The organism is Mesorhizobium sp. ESP-6-2, assembly GCF_020164675.1.
Classification (GTDB): domain Bacteria; phylum Pseudomonadota; class Alphaproteobacteria; order Rhizobiales; family Rhizobiaceae; genus Mesorhizobium.
On sequence record NZ_JAIUGT010000014.1, the window covers coordinates 88,956 to 111,926 of the forward strand.

Annotated in this window: 21 protein-coding genes; 10 read left to right on the forward strand and 11 right to left on the reverse strand. The window is 63.3% G+C overall.

Annotated features, from left to right (window positions below):
- The first annotated feature begins 51 nt into the window (after window positions 1-51).
- From murA to yacG, 8 genes are all read left to right on the forward strand, one after another.
- On the forward strand, window positions 52-1,344 hold the full coding sequence (murA, locus tag LB532_RS28630; RefSeq protein WP_140643221.1) for a UDP-N-acetylglucosamine 1-carboxyvinyltransferase: 1,293 nt from the start codon (window positions 52-54) through the stop codon (window positions 1,342-1,344).
- Between the two features lie 151 nt (window positions 1,345-1,495).
- Window positions 1,496-1,930 carry a DUF2948 family protein gene (locus tag LB532_RS28635; protein WP_140643223.1) on the forward strand — a complete coding sequence of 145 codons (435 nt, stop codon included), beginning with the start codon at window positions 1,496-1,498 and terminating at the stop codon, window positions 1,928-1,930.
- Window positions 1,931-1,933: 3 nt separating this feature from the next.
- Complete coding sequence (gene hisD, locus LB532_RS28640) at window positions 1,934-3,226, forward strand: histidinol dehydrogenase (RefSeq protein ID WP_140643225.1); 1,293 nt, start codon at window positions 1,934-1,936, stop codon at window positions 3,224-3,226.
- A 5-nt stretch (window positions 3,227-3,231) separates the two neighbouring features.
- Entirely contained in the window at window positions 3,232-3,717 is a 486-nt protein-coding gene (locus LB532_RS28645; RefSeq protein WP_140643227.1) for a UPF0262 family protein, read from the forward strand.
- Window positions 3,718-3,765: 48 nt separating this feature from the next.
- A complete protein-coding gene (locus LB532_RS28650) occupies window positions 3,766-4,176 on the forward strand; it encodes a low molecular weight phosphatase family protein (RefSeq protein WP_140643229.1) in 411 nt (136 codons plus the stop codon).
- 196 nt (window positions 4,177-4,372) lie between these two features.
- Window positions 4,373-4,591, forward strand: coding sequence for a translation initiation factor IF-1 (gene infA / locus LB532_RS28655; protein WP_006200926.1), 219 nt, complete (start codon window positions 4,373-4,375; stop codon window positions 4,589-4,591).
- Window positions 4,592-4,613: 22 nt separating this feature from the next.
- A complete protein-coding gene (locus LB532_RS28660) occupies window positions 4,614-5,240 on the forward strand; it encodes a Maf-like protein (protein ID WP_140643233.1) in 627 nt (208 codons plus the stop codon).
- Entirely contained in the window at window positions 5,237-5,434 is a 198-nt protein-coding gene (gene yacG / locus LB532_RS28665) for a DNA gyrase inhibitor YacG (protein WP_140552671.1), read from the forward strand. The genes LB532_RS28660 and yacG overlap by 4 nt, the downstream gene beginning before the upstream one ends.
- Before the next feature lie 15 nt (window positions 5,435-5,449).
- Here yacG and LB532_RS28670 read toward each other — a convergent pair whose 3' ends face one another.
- From LB532_RS28670 to LB532_RS28695, 6 genes are all read right to left on the reverse strand, one after another.
- Window positions 5,450-6,820, reverse strand: a complete 1,371-nt coding sequence (locus LB532_RS28670) for an alpha-glucosidase/alpha-galactosidase (RefSeq protein ID WP_140643235.1) — start codon at window positions 6,818-6,820, stop codon at window positions 5,450-5,452.
- Window positions 6,821-6,839: 19 nt separating this feature from the next.
- On the reverse strand, window positions 6,840-8,507 hold the full coding sequence (locus LB532_RS28675) for an ABC transporter ATP-binding protein (protein ID WP_140643237.1): 1,668 nt from the start codon (window positions 8,505-8,507) through the stop codon (window positions 6,840-6,842).
- Window positions 8,508-8,517: 10 nt separating this feature from the next.
- On the reverse strand, window positions 8,518-9,654 hold the full coding sequence (locus LB532_RS28680; protein WP_140643239.1) for an ABC transporter permease: 1,137 nt from the start codon (window positions 9,652-9,654) through the stop codon (window positions 8,518-8,520).
- Window positions 9,655-10,662 (reverse strand): ABC transporter permease, encoded by a 1,008-nt coding sequence (locus LB532_RS28685; protein WP_140643241.1) that lies wholly within the window; start codon window positions 10,660-10,662, stop codon window positions 9,655-9,657.
- Window positions 10,663-10,774: 112 nt separating this feature from the next.
- Window positions 10,775-12,856: an ABC transporter substrate-binding protein gene (locus tag LB532_RS28690; protein WP_140643243.1), complete on the reverse strand. Its 2,082-nt coding sequence runs from the start codon at window positions 12,854-12,856 to the stop codon at window positions 10,775-10,777.
- Between the two features lie 109 nt (window positions 12,857-12,965).
- Window positions 12,966-14,432 carry an alpha-glucosidase/alpha-galactosidase gene (locus LB532_RS28695; protein WP_140643245.1) on the reverse strand — a complete coding sequence of 489 codons (1,467 nt, stop codon included), beginning with the start codon at window positions 14,430-14,432 and terminating at the stop codon, window positions 12,966-12,968.
- 244 nt (window positions 14,433-14,676) lie between these two features.
- Here LB532_RS28695 and LB532_RS28700 point away from each other — a divergent pair, with 244 nt between their 5' ends.
- Complete coding sequence (locus tag LB532_RS28700) at window positions 14,677-15,552, forward strand: AraC family transcriptional regulator (RefSeq protein ID WP_140643295.1); 876 nt, start codon at window positions 14,677-14,679, stop codon at window positions 15,550-15,552.
- Between the two features lie 37 nt (window positions 15,553-15,589).
- Here the strand turns inward: LB532_RS28700 and LB532_RS28705 are convergent, their stop codons facing one another.
- The 5 genes from LB532_RS28705 to LB532_RS28725 all read right to left on the reverse strand — a co-directional run bounded on the left by LB532_RS28705 (window position 15,590) and on the right by LB532_RS28725 (window position 21,867).
- Entirely contained in the window at window positions 15,590-17,617 is a 2,028-nt protein-coding gene (locus LB532_RS28705; protein WP_140643247.1) for an aldo/keto reductase, read from the reverse strand.
- A 36-nt stretch (window positions 17,618-17,653) separates the two neighbouring features.
- Window positions 17,654-18,733: an ABC transporter ATP-binding protein gene (locus tag LB532_RS28710; RefSeq protein WP_140643248.1), complete on the reverse strand. Its 1,080-nt coding sequence runs from the start codon at window positions 18,731-18,733 to the stop codon at window positions 17,654-17,656.
- 8 nt (window positions 18,734-18,741) lie between these two features.
- Window positions 18,742-19,578 (reverse strand): carbohydrate ABC transporter permease, encoded by an 837-nt coding sequence (locus LB532_RS28715; RefSeq protein ID WP_140643250.1) that lies wholly within the window; start codon window positions 19,576-19,578, stop codon window positions 18,742-18,744.
- Window positions 19,575-20,435, reverse strand: coding sequence for a carbohydrate ABC transporter permease (locus tag LB532_RS28720; protein WP_140501017.1), 861 nt, complete (start codon window positions 20,433-20,435; stop codon window positions 19,575-19,577). Before LB532_RS28720 ends, LB532_RS28715 begins: the two co-directional genes overlap by 4 nt.
- Before the next feature lie 160 nt (window positions 20,436-20,595).
- Window positions 20,596-21,867 (reverse strand): ABC transporter substrate-binding protein, encoded by a 1,272-nt coding sequence (locus tag LB532_RS28725; RefSeq protein WP_140643252.1) that lies wholly within the window; start codon window positions 21,865-21,867, stop codon window positions 20,596-20,598.
- Between the two features lie 104 nt (window positions 21,868-21,971).
- Here LB532_RS28725 and LB532_RS28730 point away from each other — a divergent pair, with 104 nt between their 5' ends.
- The gene (locus LB532_RS28730; protein WP_140643254.1) at window positions 21,972-22,844 is read left to right on the forward strand and encodes a helix-turn-helix domain-containing protein; all 873 of its coding nucleotides are present in this window, start codon (window positions 21,972-21,974) and stop codon (window positions 22,842-22,844) included.
- Window positions 22,845-22,971: the final 127 nt, after the last annotated feature.

Sequence of the window (22,971 nt, forward strand, 5' to 3'; positions counted from 1 at the left end):
GCCGACACTCAAACGATTGAAACCGGCCTTTGGGCCGAGGGGATAGTCTTCATGGATCGCATCAGAATTGTCGGCGGCAACCAGCTCGCCGGAAGCATTCCGATCTCGGGCGCGAAAAACGCCGCCCTGCCGCTGATGATCGCGTCGCTTCTGACGGACGACACGCTGACGCTCGAAAACGTGCCGCATCTGGCCGATGTCGAGCAGCTGATCCGCATCCTGGGCAATCACGGCGTCGATTATTCGGTCAACGGACGCCGCGAAAAGCAGAATGAAGGCTATTCGCGCACCATCAATTTCTCCGCCCGCAACATCGTCGACACGACGGCTCCTTACGAATTGGTGTCGAAGATGCGCGCTTCGTTCTGGGTCATCGGCCCGCTGCTGGCCCGCATGGGCGAGGCCAAGGTGTCGCTGCCGGGCGGTTGCGCCATCGGCACGCGGCCGGTCGACCTGTTCCTGGAAGGCCTGCAGGCGCTGGGCGCCGACATCGACGTCGACACCGGCTACGTCATCGCCAAGACCAGGAATGGCCGCCTCGTCGGCAACCGTTACGTCTTTCCGAAAGTGTCGGTCGGCGCCACCCATGTGCTCATGATGGCCGCGTCGCTCGCCAAGGGCGAGACGGTGCTCGAAAACGCCGCCTGCGAGCCCGAGATCGTCAACCTCGCCGAATGCCTCAATGCCATGGGCGCCAAGATTTCCGGCGCCGGCACGCCGACCATCACCATCGACGGCGTCGAGGCGCTGTCGGGCGCGCGCGTGCGTGTCATCCCGGACCGCATCGAGACCGGCACCTATGCCATGGCCGTCGCCATGACCGGCGGCGACGTCGTGCTCGAAGGCGCGCGTCCCGACCTGCTGCAGACCGCGCTGGACGTGATCTCGCAGACGGGCGCCGAGATCACGCCGACCAATTCCGGCATCCGCGTCAGGCGCAACGGCGCCGGCATTTCGCCGGTCGACGTGACGACGGCGCCCTTCCCGGCCTTCCCCACAGATCTGCAGGCGCAGTTCATGGGCCTGATGACCATGGCCAAGGGCAAGTCGCGCATCACCGAGACCATCTTCGAAAACCGCTTCATGCATGTACAGGAGCTGGCGCGCCTGGGCGCCCACATCACGCTTTCGGGCCAGACGGCGATCGTCGAGGGCGTGCCGAAATTGAAGGGCGCGCCTGTCATGGCGACCGACCTTCGCGCTTCCGTTTCGCTGGTCATCGCCGGCCTGGCGGCCGAAGGCGAAACCACGGTCAACCGCGTCTATCATCTCGACCGCGGCTTCGAGCGGCTGGAAGAAAAGCTGTCCAACTGCGGCGCGGTGATTGAACGGATCTCGGCTTAAGGCCGATCCCCCGCCCGCCTCACGGCTGCGCGGACCGGAACGACCTCCGGATTCCTGTTAGAGCATGATCTTTTCCGAAAAGCGGTTTCCACTTTTCGGGATCATGCTCTAACAGAAGGCTGAACAGTCAATTTTCAGGTGCGACATCCGCATGACCGGCCTCAAGCTTATCGCCCTCGACGACCAGGACCTGAGCATCGTCTCCGCCCATGTCCAGGACGCCGTGATGAAAGTCTCGGACCTTGAATACCTTCCCTCGGCCAAGCGTTTCGTGCTGACCATGAACCGTTTCGTCTGGGAGGCCAAATCGGGCTTCTTTCGCCAGCACAACGAGCGGCGCCAGGCCGTGCTGCATTTCGATCGGGTTCTGGGCGCCAAGACCAGCGGCATTGCCCGCGACAAGCCGGCCGAAGTGCTGTCGCTGCTGGCGATCAGCTTCATCGAGATCAGCAAGCCGGCCGGTATCGTCGAGCTGATCTTTTCGGGAGGCGGCGCGATCATGCTCGATGTCGAATGCATCGAGGCCCGCCTTGCCGATGTCGGCGGCGCGTGGGAAGCCACGTCGCGTCCCGTGCACAGGGCTTGAGCGATGGCCATCACGCTTCGCCAGTCCGATGCCGATTTCGAACAGCGTTTCGCCGCTTTCCTCACCACCAAGAGGGAAGTGTCGGCCGATGTCGACGCGGCCGTACGCCAGATCATCGCGCGCGTGCGCGCCGACGGCGACGCCGCCCTCGTCGACTTTACCAGACGATTCGACCGGGCCGACCTCAGAGAACTCGGCATTGCCGTGTCAAAGGACGAGATCGCCCGCGCCTATGCCGCTTGCGACCACCAGACGATCGAGGCGCTCGAATTCGCCCGCGACCGCATCCGCGCCTATCACGAGCGGCAGCGGCCGAAGGACGACCGCTTTACCGATGCCGCGGGCGTCGAGCTCGGCTGGCGCTGGACCGCGGTCGAGGCGGTCGGGCTTTACGTGCCGGGCGGCACTGCGAGCTATCCGAGTTCGGTGCTGATGAACGCCATACCGGCCAAGGTCGCCGGCGTGGAGCGCATCGTCATGGTGGTGCCGGCACCCGGCGGCGTCATCAACCCGCTTGTGCTGGTGGCGGCCGATCTTGCCGGCGTGCCGGAAATCTATCGCGTCGGCGGCGCCCAGGCGATCGCCGCGCTGGCCTATGGCACCGAAACCATAAAGCCGGTCGCCAAAATAGTCGGCCCTGGCAATGCCTATGTCGCGGCGGCCAAGCGCCAGGTGTTCGGCACCGTCGGCATCGACATGATCGCCGGCCCCTCGGAAGTGCTCGTCGTGGCCGACGGCGACAATGATCCAGACTGGATCGCCGCCGATCTTCTGGCCCAGGCCGAACATGACGCGTCCGCGCAGTCGATCCTGATCACCGACGATCCGGCCTTTGGCAAGGTGGTGGCGGAGGCGGTCGAACGGCAGTTGCCGGGCCTGCCGCGGGCGGAGACGGCGGCGGCGAGTTGGCGCGATTTTGGCGCGGTGATCGAGGTCGAGGCGATCGAGGCAGCGCTGCCGCTGGTCGACCGCATCGCGGCCGAGCATGTCGAACTGGCAATCGACGACGCCGAGGGTTTCCTGTCGCGGATGCACAATGCCGGTGCAGTGTTTCTCGGACGCCATACGCCGGAAGCCATCGGCGACTATGTCGGCGGTTCCAACCACGTGCTGCCGACGGCGCGCTCAGCGCGTTTCTCGTCAGGCCTTTCGGTCCTCGATTTCGTCAAGCGCACCTCGATCCTCAAGCTCGGGCCCGAGCAATTGCGCGCGTTGGCGCCCGCCGCGATCGCGCTGGCCAAGGCGGAAGGGCTCGACGCGCATGGACGCTCCGTCGCTATCCGGCTGAACATGTAGGCGCCATGTCGGGCTCCGATCAAACCCGTGCGAGGCTGATCGATGTCGAACTCGATGAATCGATCGGCCGCTCGACGCCCGACGTCGAGCACGAACGCGCGGTGGCGATCTTCGACCTGATCGAGGAGAACAGTTTTCAACCGGTCAACGACAGCGGTGCCGGCCCCTACCGGCTGAAGCTGTCGCTGGCCGAGTCCCGCCTGGTTTTCGCCGTGTCGCGTGACGACGGTTCGGCCGTAGTCACCCATATCCTGTCGCTGACGCCGCTCAGGCGTATCGTCAAGGACTACTACATGATCTGCGAAAGCTATTACGACGCCATTCGCTCCTCGACGCCGAGCCATATCGAGGCGATCGACATGGGTCGCCGCGGCCTGCACAACGAAGGTTCGCAGACGTTGATGGACCGGCTCGCCGGCAAGATCGACATCGATTTCGACACGGCGCGCCGGCTGTTCACGCTGGTCTGCGTGCTCCATTGGCGGGGTTAACCCCTGACCGCCGGCGCGCCGCCCCGTTCGATCCTGTTCCTGTGCGGCATGAATGCCGTGCGCTCGCCGATGGCCGAGCTGTTGGCGCGGCGCATGCTGCCGGCCACCACCTTCGTCGCCTCGGCGGGCGTGCGCAGCGGCGAGCGTGACCCGTTCGTCGATGCCGTGCTTGCCGAGGAAGGCCTGTCGCTGGGCGAGCGCCACCCAAGGACGATGGACGAGCTGGAAGACGACTATTTCGATCTCATCGTCACGCTCGCGCCGGAGGCGCACCATGCCGCGCTGGAGCTCACCCGCTCGCTCGCCGTCGAGGTCGAATACTGGCCGACGCCGGACCCTACCGGCGCCAGCGGCACGCGCGACCAGATCATCGCGGCCTATCGCGATGTGCGCGAACGGCTGAAGTTGCGCATAGGCCGACGTTTTTTGCTTCCGGAAGCAAAAAACACGACGGATTAAGCGTGTTCACAAGCCGACGATTATCATATAGGTTCCGCCGAATTTCCGGCTGGAGTCGGATGCTGTTGGGTCTCTTCGACCTGACAGGATCCGACTCCAGATCAAAGAAGTAGAGCATGATGTCGTCCGAAAACCGCTTCACACTTTTCGGCATCGTGCTCTAAACGCCGGGAAACCATCCAAGCAAAGGTATCGAATGCCGAAGGAAGAAGTCCTCGAGTTTCCGGGTGTCGTCACGGAACTGCTGCCCAACGCCATGTTCCGGGTGAAACTCGAAAACGAACACGAAATCATAGCCCATACGGCCGGCCGCATGCGCAAGAACCGCATCCGCGTGCTGACCGGCGACAAGGTCCTGGTCGAGATGACGCCTTACGACCTGACCAAGGGCCGCATCACCTATCGTTTCAAGTAAGATCAAGGCCGACTGGTCCGCGATGAGCATTTTGCTGAAGCTGGTGCTTGCCTCGGGTTCGCCGCGCCGCATCGAACTGTTGCAGCAGGCCGGCATCGAGCCGGACCGCATACTGCCCGCCGACATCGACGAGGCGCCGCTGCGTGCCGAGCATCCGCGCTCGCTGGCCAAAAGGCTTTCGAAGGAAAAGGCCGAAAAGGCGTTCGCCTCGCTGAAGTCGGAAATCGACTACGCGCCGGCCTTGGTGCTGGCCGCCGACACGGTGGTCGCCGTCGGGCGGCGCATCCTGCCCAAGGCCGAGACGCTCGACGATGCCGCCAACTGCCTCGGATTGCTGTCGGGGCGTTCGCACCGGGTCTATTCCGGCATCTGCCTGATCACGCCCGGCGGCAAACTGCGCCAGCGGCTTGTCGAGACGCGGGTGCGGTTCAAGCGGCTGCCGCGCGAAGAGATCGACGCCTATGTCGCGTCGGGGGAATGGCGCGGCAAGGCCGGCGGCTATGCCGTACAGGGGCTCGCGGGCACTTTCGTCGTCAAGCTGGTCGGCTCCTACACCAATGTGGTCGGCTTGCCGCTTTACGAGACCGTCGCGTTGCTTTCGGGCGAAGGCTTCAAAGTCCATCAAAACTGGTCCACGGCGCGGCCATGAGCTCGGACGACAAGGTGACGCCGCTGCGGCCAAAGCGCCCCTGCCCCGAATGCGGCAAGCCTTCGGCGCGCGAGACCTACCCGTTCTGCTCCAAGCGCTGCAAGGACATCGACCTCAACCGCTGGCTGAAGGGCGCCTATGTCATCAAAGCCCGCGACGACGAGGAAGAACCAGACGCCGACGAGCCGAAGTGAGAGACCGGCTGCCGGTCAGGCGGCTTGGATCTTGCGGCTCACGCGTGCCCAGGCCGGCAGCCAGTCGCCGTGAGCGGCAAGAAGCTCGTCCACCAGTGACCATATCTGGTCGAGATCGAGCTCGGCTGCCGTGTGCGGATCCATCATCGCCGCATGGTAGATGTGTTCCCGGTTCTCGCTCATCAGCGCCCGCACCGTCAGTTCCTGCACGTTGATGTTGGTGCGGATCAGCGCCGTCAATTGCGGCGGCAGGTCGCCGATGTAAGTCGGCTGGATGCCGGAAGCGTCGACCAGGCACGGCACCTCGGCGGCGCATTCGCGGGGCAGCGAGGTGATGCAGCCATTGTTGCGGACGTTGCCGTAGATCACCGACGGCTCGCCGGTCCAGACCGAATTCATGATCGAGGAGGCATATTCCTTCGACTGCTCGACCTCGATGCGCTCGGCCGAGCGGTAGGCTTCCGCCTGCCCCTGCCAACGCTCGATCTGCTCGATGCAGCGCTTGGGATATTCATCCAGCGGGATGCCGTATTTCTCGATCAGGTCGGGACGGCCGCTCTTGATGAAATAGGGCGTGTATTCGGCGAAATGTTCGGAGCTTTCGGTGACGAAATAACCGAGCCGGGTCAGCATCTCGTAACGCACCTTGTTGGGGCAGCGCGGATTCCAGCCGGGCTTGGGCGCGCGGCCCTCGCGATAGGCGCGCAGGAGATCTGGGTAGAGGTCGCGGTAGGAGCCGTCGGCCTGGCGGTGCTCGAAGCTGAGGTAGAAGGCCATGTGATTGATGCCGGCGGAGCGATAGCGGATGTCCTCGTAGGGAAGGTCGAGGTCGTGCGCCAGTTCCATCGCGGTTCCCTGCACCGAGTGGCAGAGGCCGACCTGCCTGATGGTCGGGAACTTCTCCGATATCGCCCAGGTGTTGATCGCCATCGGATTGACGTATTGCAGCATGATCGCATCGGGGCAGACGGCGAGCATGTCCTCGCAGATCTTCCACAGATGCGGCACGGTCCTCAAGCCTCGCATGATGCCGCCGACGCCGAGCGTGTCGGCGATGGTCTGGCGCAGGCCATATTTCTTCGGCACTTCAAAGTCGGTGACGGTGCAGGGCTCGTAGCCGCCGATCTGGAAGGCGACGACGACGAAATCGGCACCGGCCAGCGCCTTGCGCTGGTCGGAATAGGTCTCCGCTTTGGCCTTCACGCCGAGCGTCGCGATCAGCTTGTTAACGACGACGGCACTCTCTTCCAGCCGCTGCGGATCGATGTCCATCAGCGCGATCGTCGCGCCCGAAAGCGCCGGCCGCTGCAGCACGTCGCCGACGATGTTCTTCATGAACACGGTCGAGCCGGCGCCGATGAAAGTGATCCTGGGATTTCTTGCCACGCTAACCTCCGGCATATGTTCAAGCCACGTCGAAAGCGGCCCGGACGAGCCGTTCGGTGTAGGCGGTCTTGGGATTGGTGAGGACCTCGTCGACAGGTCCCTGCTCGACGATCTTGCCGTGCTGCATGACGATGACGCGGTGGCACAGAGCGCGAACCACCTTGAGATCGTGCGAGATGAAGAGATAGCTCAAGCCACGCTCGTCCTGCAGCTTGCGCAAGAGATCGATGATCTGCGCCTGGACGGAGAGGTCCAGTGCCGATGTCGGTTCGTCGAGCAAGATGAATTCGGGTTCCAATGCGATGGCGCGCGCAATCGCGACGCGCTGGCGTTGGCCGCCGGAGAATTCGTGCGGGAACCGCGAAAGGATGCCGCCCGGCATGCCGGCACTGACCAGCGCCTCGCGCACCCGCTCGACCCGCTCGCGCCGCGTCGCCCCGATGCCGTTGACGACCAGCCCTTCCTCGATGATCTGCCCGACCGTCATGCGCGGGTTGAGCGAGGAGAAGGGATCCTGGAAGACGATCTGCATGCGCGACCGCAGCGGCCGCATCTCATTGCGGGACAGCCCCTGGATCGGCTGGCCGTCGAAACGGATCTCGCCGCGCTTGGCATCGATCAGCCTCAGCAGCGCCTGGCCAAAAGTGGTCTTGCCGGAGCCGGACTCGCCGACCAGCCCCAGCGTTTCGTGGCGACAAAGCTTGAGATCGAGATCGTCGACGGCGACCAGCTCGCGCCAGTCCGGTTTGAGGAAAGTGCCGTGGCTCAGCATGAAGCAGACGCGCACCCCGTTCGCTTCGAGAATGGTGCCGGAGCCCTCCGGCAGCGGCTGTGGTCGCCCGCGCGGTTCGGAGGCGAGCAGTCGTTGCGTATAAGGATGCTGGGGATCGGAGAACAGACGTTCGGTGACGTTGTGTTCGCGCATTTCCCCATGCTGCATGACATAGACGTAGTCGGAGAATTTGCGCACGACCGTGAGGTCATGGGTGATCAGGATCACCGCCATGCGCAGCTCTTTTTGTAGGTTGCGGATCAGGTTCAGAATCTGTGCCTGGACGGTGACGTCGAGCGCCGTCGTCGGCTCGTCGGCGATCAGCACGTCGGGGTCGTTGGCCAGCGCCATGGCGATCATCACGCGCTGGCGCTGTCCGCCCGAGAGCTGATGCGGATATTGCTTGAGCCGCGCGACCGGATCCGGGATCTGGACATGCTGCAGGAGTTCGAGCGCCCGTGCCCAGGCTTGCCGCCGGCCGACCTTGCGATGAACCCTGATCGCCTCGACGATCTGGCTGCCGATCGTGTAGATCGGATTGAGCGAGCTCATCGGCTCCTGGAAGATCATCGAGATGCGGTTGCCGCGCAGCTTGCGCCGGGCGCTCTCGGGGAACTTTAGGATGTTTTGCCCATCATAACAGACGGTCGATCTCGGCGACACGGTGGCGCGCCGGGACAGCAATCCCATGACGGTGCGCGCCGTCACCGATTTGCCGGAACCGGATTCGCCGACGATGGCGATCGTCTCGCCTCGATAGAGCTGGAACGAGACGTCCTTGACCGCCTCGACGGTGCCGTGCTCGACCTTGAAGGCGACCTCGATGTTGCGGGCATCGATGACGGGTTCTTCCTGGCGTCCGTCATGGTCGTGCCGTACGGAAGGTGCGAAGGGTTCGGCGAGCGCGAGCGTCATCCCAACCACCTCAATAAGGATCGACGGCGTCGCGCAGCCCGTCGCCCAGCGCGTTGAAGGCAAAGACGGTGACCAGCACGAAACCGACCGGCGACAGGATCCACGGATAGGTGCCTATGACGGAGTAGGTCGCGGTGTCCTGCAGCATCAGCCCCCAGGAGATCAGCGGCGGCTTCACCGCGAAGCCGAGGAAACCGAGGAAGGATTCGAGCAGCACCACGGTCGGGATCGCCAACGTCACCGCGACGATCACATGGCTCATCACATTGGGGAAAATGTGCTGCATGATGATGCGCCGGTCGGTGGCGCCGACCGCCATTGCGGCGCGTACGTATTCAATGCGCGCAAGCGCCAGCGTCTTGCCGCGCACCTCGCGCGACATCTGCGCCCAGCCCAGCGCCGACATCACGATGATGACGAAGGCGAGGAAGACGTTGGTGGGCGCGGTGACCGGGATCAGCGTCGTCAGCGCCAGATAGAGCGGCAGCTGCGGGAAGGCCAGCACGAGTTCGACGAAGCGCTGCATCCAGACATCGAACCGACCGCCGAAATAGCCGGAAGCCATGCCGACCGTAGTGCCGATGACGGTGATGATGAAGACCACCGTCAGCGCGATCATCAGCGAGACGCGCGAGCCATGGATGGCCCGCGAGAGCACGTCGCGTCCGAACTTGTCGGTGCCGAGGAAATGCACCGGCTGGCCGTCCATCGAACCGAACAAATGCCGGTTCGCCGCAATGAGCCCGAAGAGCCTGTAGGGCGCGCCCTCGACGAAGAAGCCGAGCAGTCTTGGATGATCATAGTCGGGACCGACGATGGGCTGGAAGGTGACCGGATCGAGATCCGCCGAATCCGCCAGCGCATAGACCCTGGGCCGGGCGACGAAATTGCCGTCCCTGTCGTGGAAAACAGGGGTTTGCGGCGGCGCGAAGGCGACATCGGTCACCTTCGGGTCCATCGGCGCCAGGAACTCCGCGAACACCGCCATAAGGATCAGCAGCACGACGAGCCAGAACCCCGCCATGCCGGTCCAGGAGCGCTTCAGCCGGCGCCAGACAAGCGCGGTGTAGCTCTCGTTGCCGCGCGCGGGTCTCTCGACAGGTCCTTCGGCCGGCAGCGGCGGCGGCGATGTATCGCGGGCCAGCATCTAGCTCTCCCCGAACTGGCGCACGCGCGGATCGAGCAGGACCAGCAACATGTCGGCGATGATGTTGCCGACGATCAGCGTCGCCGACAGCACCATCATGAAGGTGGCGGTGACATAGACGTCGCCGACCGCCATCGAACCGACGATCGCCGGGCCGACGGTCGGCAGCGCGAAGATGATCGCCGTCTCGATTTCGCCGGTCAGCATGTAAGGCAGCACCACGCCCTGATACATGACCAGCGGATGCAGCGCATTGGGCACGGCGTGTCGCATGACGACGGCGCTCCCGGTCAGTCCCTTGGCCCTGGCCGTCTCGACATATTGCGCATTCAGCGTGTCGAGCAGATTGCCGCGCATGACGCGCATGTTGTAGGCGAGCCCGCCGAAGGTGGCGATCGCAACCACCGGCCAGACATGCTTGATCAGATCGACGAACTTGGCCCACGACCATGGGGCGCCGCCATATTGCGGCGAGAAGAAGCTGCCTATCTCCGAGACGTTGAACTGGAAGACCAGGAGATAGACGATGATCAGCGCCATCAGGAAGCGCGGCACCGTCATGCCGAGGAAGGAAATGGCCGAAAGTGTCGAGTCGATCCAGGTATATTGCCGGGTCGCCGCCCAGATGCCGAAGGTGATGCCGAGCACCGAGGCGAGCAGATGGCACACAAGCGCCAGGATGAGGGTGCGCGGCAGGCGCTCGCCCACGACGTCGGCTACTGGCTTGTTGTAATAGAGGCTGTAGCCGAAATCGCCGCGGGTGACGATGCCGCCGATCCAGTTGAGATACTGGACGGGCAGCGGCCTATCGAGGCCATGTTCGATCCGGTAGGCGTTGGCCTGCGCGTCGGCTTCGGCGAAGGAAGCGCCTCCCTGGTTGATCAGCTGCGAGCGGATGTAGTCGGCATAGTCGCCGGGCGGTGCCTGGATGATGGCGAAGGTGACGAGGCTCAGTATGGCAAGGACCGGGATTGCCGACGCTATGCGCATGAGCAGAAATCGCAGCATGGACGGTCCGCTTCCTCGTCTTGCCGATCGCGTCTTTTTGGTGCGTTCGGAGGTTGCCTTTGTCCGGCCGCGCCAGCGGCGCGGCCGGAGGTCTCAGTCAGGGGAGGTAAACTTACATCGGGCCCTTGTCTCCAGGCTTGCCAGGCAGCTCTTCCGGGAACAATTCGTATTTCGCCTGCTTGTCGGCCGCCACGAAGACCCGCTCGCGGATGATCGAATCCTCTGCCCAGTTGAACATGTAGATCGGCGTGCCCTTTGGAACGTTGGAGAAGCGTTTGTTGACGATCAGCGCACCGGGATATTCCGTCAGGCCGACATTGTAGACGTGCTCGGTCGAAATCTTCTGGAAGTCTCTCATCAGGGCGGCGCGCTGGTCATTGTCCTCAGACGTGACAAATTTGTTGACGATGTCGACAAGGTCCTTCTCGAAAGGCATCAGGTCGACCTCGCCGCTTTCAGGTGCGCGGTGATCCCAGCTGGTCTTGGGGCCGACGGGAGCGAGCTGCACGGTGTTCTGCACGACGGATGTCAACTCCTGGTCGTTACGCCGGATCAGCCAGTCGAAGCGCCCGGAATATTGCGAGGCATCGCGCTGCGTGCCGTTGAGACCGTTGAGCACGATCCGCAGCCCGAGTTTCTCCATCTGGGCGACGACGCCTTCGGCGAGGCTCTTGTCGGTACCGTAGTCATTGTTGACCAGCATGACGATCTCGACATTCTTGCCGCCGGCCGTGCCGGCCGGGAAGTTCACGAAACCGTCGCCATCGGTATCCTTGAGGCCGGCCTTGGCGAGTTCGGCCTTGGCGCCCTCGAGATCGAAGGGATAGTAGACCGTCGACTTGCGGTCATAGAAGCTGGTGCCGGAGGACAAGCCGCCGGGGTAGATGGCGGTGAACGGCCCCTTGACCAGGGAGTTGCCGAGCGCCTTGCGGTCGAGCGCCATGGTAACGGCCTTGCGGAAATCCTCATTGCGGTTCAGCTCGCGAATCGCCTGCCCGCGCTCGTCCGGGTTGCCCCAGCCATTGGCGGAAAAGTTCAGGCGCAGATTGTAGCCGATCAGCCGTGGGCCGAACGCCAGGCGTGCAGGGGCATTCGCCTCGGCGGCCCGCTTTAGCGAGGCGACGAAGTTCTCCGGCTGCTCCAGATTGGAGAAATCGCCCGAGCCGGCCACCGCCTGGACATCACGGTCGGCCCAGGTGGACAGCTTGTAATGCAACTCGTTGAGATAGGGCAGCTGATTGCCCTTCTCGTCGACCTTCCAATAATAGGGATTGCGGCGCATGACGATGATGTCGTCCGGCCGGTATTCGACCGGCACCCAGGCGCCCATGACCGGCATGTTCATATATTCCGGCGGGAAGGCGTTCTTGAACTGGTCGTAGGTGTTCTTCGAATATTTCGGATGCTGCGGCTTCAGTATGTGCGCGGGGCCGGGGCAGAAAGTGCCGTAGGCCATTGCGTAGAGATACTGTTTCGGGAAGGCCTCCTTGAAGGTCCACTCGACGGTGTAGTCGTCGATCTTCTTCAGCGTCGTGCCGACGCCGAACGTTTCCTGGGTGGCGCCATTGAGCGGCGAGACGTTCGGGTCAACGACCTCGTCGTCCCAGTAGAACATGACGTCGTCGGCGTTGAAGGGCGCTCCGTCGGACCATTTCGCACCCTCGACGAGATGCATGGTGAGCTTGTGGCCATCCGCCGACCAGTCCCAGCTTTTGGCGAGGTTGGGCAGCGGTTCGGTGTCCTTGGCCTCGACCTGGAACAGCGGCGCGGTGCGCGTCAGGCATTCGGACAGGCCGATATCGATGCCGCCCCAGCCTTGGGTTTGGCCGGCGCCGTAGTTCCAGCCTTCCGGCCGCCCACCGATGACATGGCGCATCGTGTCGCCGTAGACACCGATGCCATCCGGCATGTTGGCGGTCTTGAAGACCAGCGGCTCCTTCGGCAGCCGATCCTTGACCGGTGGCAGCTTGCCGGCCTTGACGTATTTCTCGGTCACCCAGTCCGGCTCGTGATAGTCCGGCAGCGCCTTGAACTCCAGGATGGAGTCGCGCGGCACATAGGTGATTTTGCCTTCGGCCGGAAACGCCGCCGGTACCGGCGGGACCGTCGGCTCGGAGGCGAAAGCGTTGAGCGCCGGGACGGAGACGCTCAGCGCCAGTCCCGCGACCATGCCAATGCTGCGTATGTTCCTCATTTTCTCCTCCCTCGTGTTCAGACGCTTTGTTTTGCTGCTGCTCGTCTTGTGCCTGGACGGCTGACTGCGGTGGACCTACCTCCCGTGGATCCGCCGTCGCACCCGGTTTTCAGCCAGCCTGCTTCAGCGCGGCCTTCTCGGCGCGCAACTCCTCGATCGAGCGGACGCTGCGCCGCGCGGCACCCGCCCATTCGCGGGTCTTGACGCTGGATTTGGACAACCGCTCTTTTGCCGCCGGCACCGCATGCGCATATTGCGGCAGCCAGGGCGCCTGGGCGACGACCATTTCGTCGACCATCTGCCAGACCTCCTCCGGTGTCGACACCGCGCCGACCAGCGGGTCATGCAGCACTGCAAGCTTGAGCAGGTCGATGTCGCCGGATATGGCAGCATGCACCGACATGCGCTGGACATTGATCGAGGACATGCAGGTCGCGGCACATGCCTCCGGCAAGGTGATGCCGGCCGCCATGTTGATACCGAAGCGGTCGACGAAGCCGGGCGATTCGACGATGGCGTCCTGCGGTAGATTGGTGATGACGCCGTCATTCTTGACGTTGAAGTGGCCGCGATAGACGCGGTTGGTCTCCAGCGCCTCCAATATATGGCTGGCATGCTCGTTGGAGCGTTTTGACGGATCGATCGGCTTCGCCGCCGCTTCGAGGAATTGCGGATATTCCGTCTCGAACCAGTTTCGGGTCTCGGTGGAATAACGGAGATAGCCGCCCGTCTCGCCATGGATCCAGTCGGACATGTCGATCCAGCGGGTGATCTCGTCCGGACGCTTGCGATACCAGGGAAGGTATTCGGACAGGTGGCCGTTGCTTTCGGTCGAATAGACGCCGAAGCGCTTCAACACGTCTATGCGCAGTTTTTCCTGCCTTGAATAGACCGGATGCGCCTCGAAGGCGGCGACCAGCTCGTCCTTGCCGATTTCGCGGCCGTTCAGGCGCAGCTTGATGAACCAGGTCTGGTGGTTGATGCCGGAACAGACATAGTCGAGTTCCCGAGGCGATTTCGCGCCCAGCACCTCGGCGATCTGCTCGGCGCCGTGCTGGACGCCGTGGCAGAGCCCGACCGTGTCGACCTTGCCGTACTCGATCGCCGCCCAGGTGTTCATTGCCATCGGGTTGGCATAGTTGAGGAATTTCGCGTCGGTCTCGGCGACTTCGCGTATATCTTTGCAGAAATCGAGGATCACAGGGATGTTGCGCTGGCCATAGAGGATGCCGCCGGCGCAGATCGTGTCGCCGACGCATTGGTCGATGCCATATTTCAAGGGGATTCTGATATCGTCGGCATAGGCTTCGAGCCCACCGACCCGCACACAGCTGATAACATAACGTGCGCCCTCGAGCGCCTTGCGGCGGTCCGTCGTCGCCGTCACTTTGGTCGGCAATTTGTTGGCCTCGACGATCCGGTCGAGGATCGCCTTGATCATCTGGAGATTGTGCTCGCTGACATCGGTCAGCGCGAATTCAATGCCCTTGAACTCCGGTACGCACAATATGTCGGTGAACAGCTTCTTGGTGAAGCCGACGCTGCCGGCGCCGATAATAGCGATTTTGAAACTCATCACCTTCACCTCGATCCGATCGAATGCTAGGCAAGGGGCAGCAAGGGAGGATATGGCGACACGCCAAGGCGCGCGCGCCAATCGAGCCGGATTCCGGCTTTTCTCCTCCCGCCCGCTCCTCGACCGCGGGTTCTTCGCGTTCTTGAGGACCCGATTATGCGCTTATTCGCGGGCGCGACCAGAGAAGGATTATGCTTTCAAGGGTAATTTTGTGCTGCGGGATCTGATCGCCAACGGACAGTCGATGCGCACGATCTCGCTGCCGCGCGGTCGCCAGCGCCTGCATGCCATGCCGACGAGCACCGGCTACGAAGTGCGCGAGGGCGAAATCTACGATTGGGACGGGCGCAAGCGCGGCCAGACGCCATTCACCGTGCTCCAGCACACGATCAACGGAAGCGGCCGGCTTCGCTATGAGAACCGAAACTATCGCCTGCAGCAGAACGACACGCTGCTGGTGCTGGTGCCGCACAACCACCGCTACTGGCTGGCCAAGGACGAGCGCTGGGAATATTTCTGGATCTCGATGAATGGCGAGGAGGCGCTGCGCATCCACAAATCCATCCTCGACGTCTCGGGTCCCGTGTTCCGGCTGCAGCCGGAGACGATCGATCACCTCGCCGATTGCAGCCTGCGGCTCATAAACGGGGCCGTTTCGCCGGGCGCGGCCTCGGCGATCGCCTACGAGGCGGCGATGGCGCTCTATGACGATGTCTTCGGCTCGCATGCCTTTGCCGAAAAGCAGAGCGCCATGCAGCCGGTCATCGACCACATCAACGCCAATCTCGACAGGCGGCTACCGGTAGCGGACCTCGTCCAGATCAGCGGCCTCAGCCGGGCCCACTTCTCGCGCTGCTTCGCCGAGAGCGAAGGCATCCCGCCCGCGGAGTTCGTGCTGCAGCAGCGGCTGCAACGGGCCGCCAAGCTTTTGACCAAGGCTGACTTCCTGCCGGTGAAGGAAGTCGCCATCCTGTGCGGCTTCGAGGACGCGAACTATTTCTCGAAGGTCTTCCGCCGCTGTTACGGCATTAGCCCGGGCCAGTTCCGCACCACCGGCATGTATGCCAGCATGAGGGTTCCGGCCAGGCGCGACATCAGGGTGTCCGACGACGAGACCTGACCCCGTCGCCGTCCAGCGCAGCCTTGGACGACATGCACTACGCCGCTTGCCGGCTGCCGCCGTCCAGCCATTGGAGATCGGCAGGTGAAAGCGCGATGTCGAGGGCGCGCAAGCTGTCGTCCAGTTCGCCCAGCGTGCGCGGACCGATCAACGGCACCGATGGGAAAGGCTGGTTGAGCACATAGGCCAGCGCAACATGAATCGGGCTCTTGCCCAGCCGCGCGGCGAGTTCGATCGCCCGGTCGCGGCGGTCGAAATTGCGCTCCGAGTACCAGACCCGCACCAGTTCTTCATTGTCGCGCCGGTCGCGCCCGGCGCGTTCGGTGAAGAAGCCGCGCCCCTGGCTCGACCAAGCGAAATTAGGCATCTGCCGCGCGGTCAGCCAGGCCTTCCAGTCATCGGTGGAGGAGGTCACGCAACCGGCCCAGATCGGCTCCAGCATTTCGGCCAGCGAAAAATTGTTGGAGAGCGCGCCCGGCTTCTGCTTGCCGGTGCGCTCGGCATAGGCGATCGCCTCGTCCATGCGCTGCATCGTCCAGTTCGAGCCGCCGAACGGGCCACGGATGCGGCCTGCCCTGACCTCGCGGTCCATCGCATCGACGAATTCTCCGACGGGCACATCCGGATTGTCGCGGTGCATGAAATAGATATCCACATGGTCGGTTTGCAGGCGGTCGAGCGACTGGTCGAGCTGCTTGCCGATCACGTCGGGATAGCAGAGCGGGGAATGCGCACCCTTGGCGATGACCACCGATTGCTCGCGCACGCCACGGTTCTTCAGCCATAGCCCAAGCAGCGTCTCGGTGTAGCCGCCGCCATAGACATAGCCGGTATCGAACAGATTGCCGCCTGCCTCGAAGAAGGCATCGAGCAGGATCGAACCCGAGGAGAAGGTGCGGAAATCCTCGAAACCGAGCGCCACCACCGAGGCCGGTTTAGCCAAGCCAGGGATAGCACGCTTGCCGATTGCCGTTCCTGCGGACCGCAGAGGCCGGCCGGAGATGGTGTTGTTGCGCAGCGAAGCTTTCTCGATCTCGTACTCCAGCCCCACGGCCGCGCGCCATCTGTCGAGCACGCGCAATGTGCCGAGGCTGTCGGCCCAGGCCATGCCCGGCCAGGCGAATTCCTGCCGACCGGCAAGGATGGCATCGCCGGCGGCGTCGACCTCGAAGGAATAGACGTGACGCTTTTCGTTGACGCTGATGGTTTCGCGCACGCCGTCCGCGCCGATCACATCGATCCGGCCGAGGCCGACATCGCGGTCGCCGCCGGCGAACCAGAAATCCGGCACTTCGATGCGGCCTCTGGTGCCGAAGATGCGCAGCACATTGTCCTGGTTGAGCGAGATGCTGCAGGACAGTTCGGCGACGATGCCGCCGGGAAAATGCAGCAGCGCCGAGGCCCACTCGTCGACGCCCGACTGGCCGAGATGGGCAGTGCCCACCACCTTGTCGGGCTCGGCGAAAGCTTGTCCCGATGCCGCCCCGGCAATCAGCCGCGCCATCGAGACGGGATAGCCGCCGACGTCGAGGATGCCGCCGCCGGCAAGATCGTTGGCGTAGAGCCGGTGCTGCGGCATGAAATCAGGCATGGCGAAACCGAAGCTCGACTTGATCATCCTGATCTCGCCGATGACGCCGGATTTGATCAGTTCCACCAGCTTCAGCGTCTGCGGGTGCAGCCGGTACATAAAGGCCTCGCCGAGGAAGGTGCCGGCCTTGCGAGCGGCATGCATCATGGCGTCGGCCTCGAAGGCGGTCAGCGCCAGCGGCTTTTCGCACAGCACATGCTTTCCCGCTTCCGCCGCCCGGATCGCCCATTGCGCATGGCCAGGGTGCGGGACCGAAATGTAGATCGCGTCGATTTCCGCGTCAGTGAGCAATGCTTCGTAGCCGTCGAGAATGCGCGCGCCGGGAAAGCTCTGCGCCAGGCCCGGCTTGCCCGGATCGCGCGCACCGATGGCGGCCAGCTTTCCGTTGCGCGAGCCGGCGACGCCGCTGGCGAAGGCCTTGGCGATGCTGCCCGGGCCGAGAATGCCCCAGCGGATGGGCGTGGTTGCAGTCATTGTCATTCTCCTTGCGGGATGGGAAAGGGCAGCCGATCAGCGCAGCCGCAGCCCTTTTTCGTCGAACAGGTAGGATTTGCGGATGGACACGGTGATCTCTGATGTGTCGGGAACCTTGGCAGCGTCACGCTGGATCACCACGTCCTCGCCATTGGCCGTTCTGGCGTAGAGGAAGCTCGTGCCGCCCAGGTGCTCGACCACATCGATGGTGACGGCAAGATCGGCGTCCCCCTCCCCGGCACTGCCGAAATGTTCGGGCCGCACGCCAACGATGACCTTGCTGCCGATTGCGGACGCGGCGCCCGTCAGCGGCTGCGTGATGCGGGTCTTCTCCTGGCCAGCGAGTTCCACCACGACGCCGCGCGCATCGCAGCCGACGACGCGGCCCTTGATGAAATTCATCTTCGGCGAGCCGACGAAACCGGCCACGAACTGATTGTCGGGATTGTCATAAAGATCGAGCGGGCGGCCGATCTGCTCGACATGGCCGCCGCGCAGCACGACGATCCGGTCGGCGAGCGTCATCGCCTCGGTTTGGTCGTGCGTGACATAGATCATGGTGGTGCCAAGCTCCTTGTGCAGGCGCGATATCTCGACCCGCATCTGGACGCGCAGTTCGGCGTCGAGATTGGAGAGCGGCTCGTCGAACAGGAACACTTGCGGCTCACGCACGATGGCGCGGCCGATGGCGACACGCTGGCGCTGTCCGCCGGAGAGTTTCTTCGGGCGGCGCTCCATCAATTCGCTGATGCGCAGGATCTCGGCCGCGCGCTTCACCCGCCGGTCGGTGTCGGCCTTCGGGTTGCCGGTCATGCGCAGCCCGAAGGAAAGGTTCTGCTCCACATTCATATGCGGATAGAGCGCATAGGACTGGAACACCATGGCGATGCCACGGTCGGCCGGCTCGACATCATTGACCACCTTGCCTCCGATGGCGATCTCGCCGCCGCTGATATCCTCGAGCCCGGCGATCATCCTGAGCAGCGTGGACTTGCCGCAGCCGGAGGGACCGACGAAGACGACGAATTCGCCGTCCCTGATGTCGATGTTGGCGCCATGGACGACTTCGAAGACGCCGAAGCGCTTGACGACATTGTTGAGCGTGACGGTTGCCATGCCTACCCTTACTTGACCGCGCCGGCAGCAATGCCGGCAATGAAGTGGCGTTGCAGCAGCACGAACACGATCAGCATCGGCACCGTCAGCATTACCGCGCCCGCCATGATGCCGCCCCACGACACTTTGGTGAGGCCAATCAGCGTGCCGAGCGCCACCGGTGCGGTCATCGCGCCGGGCTGGCTGTTGATCAAAAGCGGCCAGAGATAATTGTTCCAGGACGCCAGGAACAGGATGATGCAAAGCGCGGCCAGCATCGGCCGCGCCAGCGGCAGCGCGATGAAGACGAAGATGCGCCACTCCTTCACGCCTTCGACGCGGGCGGCGTCGAACAGGTCATCGGGCATCATGGAAAAGCTCTGGCGCATGAACAGCACGCCCAGCGAATTGAACAGCGGCGGCACGATCAGCGCCACCCAGGTGTTGGCGAGCTTGAAGTCGCGCGCCACCATGATGAATTGCGGGATCAGCACCACCGCATAGGGAAGCGTGATGGTGCCCAGGATGATGGCGACGACCACGCCCTTGCCGACGAACCGGTAGCGGGCCAGCGCCCAGCCGGCCATGGAGGTCAGCAGCACCGACAGAAAGGTGTAGGTGACCGCCACCGAGACGGAGATGATGATGGCGCCGACAAAGTCGGTGTCGCGCTGCAGGTTATTGAAATTGTCCACGAAATTGCCGTGCGGCAGCAACTCGATGCCGGGGCTGAAGATGCCGTTGTCCGGCATGGTCGAGAACACGACCATCATCCACAGCGGAAACAGCCAGATCAGCGCCAGTGGCGTGAGGAAAAGATGCAGCAAGAGGCTGCGCTTCAGCCTGGCCGAGGCGAGCGAGCTCATTTCGGTTCCCTCGTCAGCCACAGTTGCACCAGCGTGATGGCGATCGCCAACCCCGCCATGGTGTAGGCGACGGCCGAGGCGTAGCCGAAATTGAGCGACCGAAAGCCCTGGCGATAGAGCAACAGGCCGAGCGTCTCGGTGCCGCCGCCCGGTCCGCCGCGTTCGGTGATCAGGAACGGCTCGGTGAACAGCTGCATGGTGCCGATGATCGACAGCACGGTGCAGAACACGATGACCGGCTTCAACAGCGGCAAGGTGATGAAGAAGAACTGCTTGAGCTTGCTGACCCGGTCGAGCGTCGCCGCCTCGTAGACATCCTCGGGGATGGATTGCATGCCGGCCAGAAGGATGATGGCGTTGTAGCCGGCCCAGCGCCAGGTGACCGCGATCATGATCAGCGCCATGGCCGGCGTGACATTGGAGAACCAGTCGATCTTGGGCAGCCCGACGCTGTTCAAGAGCTTGTTGATGATGCCGAAATCGAGGTTGAACATCAGCCGGAACACCGCGGAGTAGGCGACCTCGCCGACCACCACGGGAGCGAAGAAGGCGAAGCGGTAGAGGCCTCGCGCCTTCAAGAGCGGTGAATTCAAAAGCACGGCCATCACCATCGCCAGCGCGATCATCACCGGCACCTGGATGACGAGGATGAGCAGCGTGTTCTTCAGCGCGTTGAAGAAGGCCGGATCGCCGATCAGCCGGCCCCAGTTGAAGCCGGGCGCAAAGCGCCAGGGCACTGTGCGCGTCGCCTGGAACGAGATCAGGAACGAAGAGATGATCGGCCATACCCAGAAGACGGAGAAGATCAGCAGGTAAGGCGCAAGGAAACGATAGGCCGTGGCGTTGCGGTTGCGCATCCTGCTCCTCCTTCTCTCGTCGGCGTTTCAAGCTGTGGTCCCCGCAGGCAGCGGCAACCGGTTGGTCAGGACATGCGACATTTCACACGTCCCGCGAGGCGGCCCCCGTGGCTCGGTCGGGCCCGGGCGGCGCATGCCTGCCCGGACCCCGTCTGGGAGGTTATGATTTGACCGGCAGCCCGGTCGCCGCCGCGATCTGGCTGGCGGCATCGTCGAGGGCTGCCTTGGCATCGGGATAGCCGCCGGCGAGATATTTGGTCTGCACCGCGCGCATGATGATTTCGGCGTCGCTCTGGAACTGCGTGCCGCGGCTGGGGACGATCTTGGGCAAAGTGGCGAGGATGTCCTTCCACACCGCCTGGCCGCCCCAATAGGGCAGGCCTTGCGAGACGTAGGGGTCGTTCAGGGCAGACACCAGCGAGGGGACCAGGCCGAATTCCTTCAGCATGGTGATCTGGCCCTCATTGGTTTCGAGCGTGTATTTCAGGTACTCGTAAGCCGCTTCCTTGTTCTTCGACCCCGAAGTGATGGCCAGCGACGACCCGCCGAGATTGGCGGCGCGTGGCCCGTCGGCGGTAAGGCTCGGCATCAGGTAGACGCCCCATTTGCCGTTTTCGCCGGCCGATTCGGTGCGGATGGTGCCTTCATACCAGCCGCCATAGACCTGGGTGGCGACGGTGCCGGCGGTGTTGTTGGTGATCTTGGTGCCCCAGTCGGCCGAGGAGATGATGCCGGCGTCCTTCATCTCCTTGATCTTGGCCAGCGTATCGACGCATTTCGGCTGGTTTACCGTGATCGACTGGCCATCCTCGGAGAAATAACCGCAGCCCTGTTCATTGGAGATCATGCGGAAGAATTCGGTGTCGCCGTTGAAGTCGGCGTTGGTCATGGTGACGCCGGGATTGGCGGCCTGGATCTTCTTGCCGGCGGCGATGAAATCGTCCCAGGTCTTGATCGATGCCGGATCGACGCCGGCCTTTTCGTAGAAGTCGCGGCGGTAGAAGGCGGCGACCGGGCCGGAATCCCACGGCATCGCATAGGCCTTGTCGCCGACCTCGAGCTCGGTGCGCTTGAAATCGGGGAATTTCGCCTGATCCTCGGCGCTGTAGCCCAGCGTGTGCAGGTCGACGAAGCAATCGGGAAACTGGCTCCAGTAATTCTCGGCCTCGCCGTTCTCGATGGTAACGACATCAGGCAGGCCGACGCCGCCGGCGGCACATCCGGCGATCGACTTGTCATAGGTCGGCTGGTTGCCGAGATCCTGGACGGTGACCTTGATGTCAGGATGCAGCTTGTTGAAGCCAGCAATCGTCGCCTTCAGCGACGAGGCGGCGATATTCCAGCTCCAGATGGTGATTTCGCCCGATTGCGCGAAGGCCGGGGCTGAACCCAAGGCAAGCGCGAGCGCGACGCAGGACAGTGTGATGCGCATTGAAATCCTCCCATTTCATTTGCTCTCTCTGCGAGCCGGGCTAGACTATGCGGCGCGGAAGGCTTGTCCCCGACAAAGGGAATACGAAATTGGCGGAAAGTAAGATGCCGGACCGGCCGTTTTACCAGCCTGGCGCCAGCAGCGTGGAAGGAATGCCGCTGCTGTTGCAGATGTTCCACACCGCACCCCTGGTGATGCTCAAGCCGCACTGGCATGCGCAGGTCGAGGTGAACTTCATCATGCGCGGCAGCGTGCATTACCGCATGAACGATCACGAAATCTCGCTTTCGGCCGGCGAGATGTGCCTGTTCTGGGGTGGCCTGCCGCATCAGATGGACGATTTGAGCGACGACGCCATCTATGCCGGCGCGCACCTGCCGCTGGTGCATTTCTTCCGGCTGCACCTGCCGGCTGACATACGTCACCGGCTGATGACGGGTGCCACGCTGGTGACCAGCGCCACCGATCAGTCCGACAGCGATAATTTCGACCGCTGGAACCGCTACGCCCGCTCCGGCGACCCGGCCAAGGCGGAGCACGCCGTCAACGAACTGTTGCTGCGGCTGGAGCGGGTGCGGTTCGAGCCATACAGGCTGGTGCCGGAAAACGCGGCCGGACAGGAAGCGGGCAGCCCGTTCGACCAGCAGTCGTCACGCAATGTCGGGCGCATGTGCGATTTCATCGCCGAGAATTTCCTCTACGACATCGATTGCATGAACATAGCGGCGGCCGCCGACCTCCATCCCAAATACGCCATGAGCATCTTCAAGAAATCGACCGGCATGACGCTCAACGAATATGTCAACCTATTGCGGCTGAGCTATGCGCAGGCGCTGCTCATACACCAGGACGCCAATGTGCTCAGGGTCGCGATGGATTCGGGCTTCGGTTCGCTCAGCGCCTTCAATAAGTCGTTCCGGAAGCTCGCCGGCATGACACCTACGGATTTTCGCAAGGGATTGGCGGGCGCCAGATAGCGGCGACGCGGCGCGGAACCAGCGCATCGGGCAGCACTTCTTTTCCTGCCGGAAATCCACATCTGGGCGCTGGACAGGCCGGATTCCCATGCTATAACCCACGCGCTTTCAAGGGACGCCCACGGCG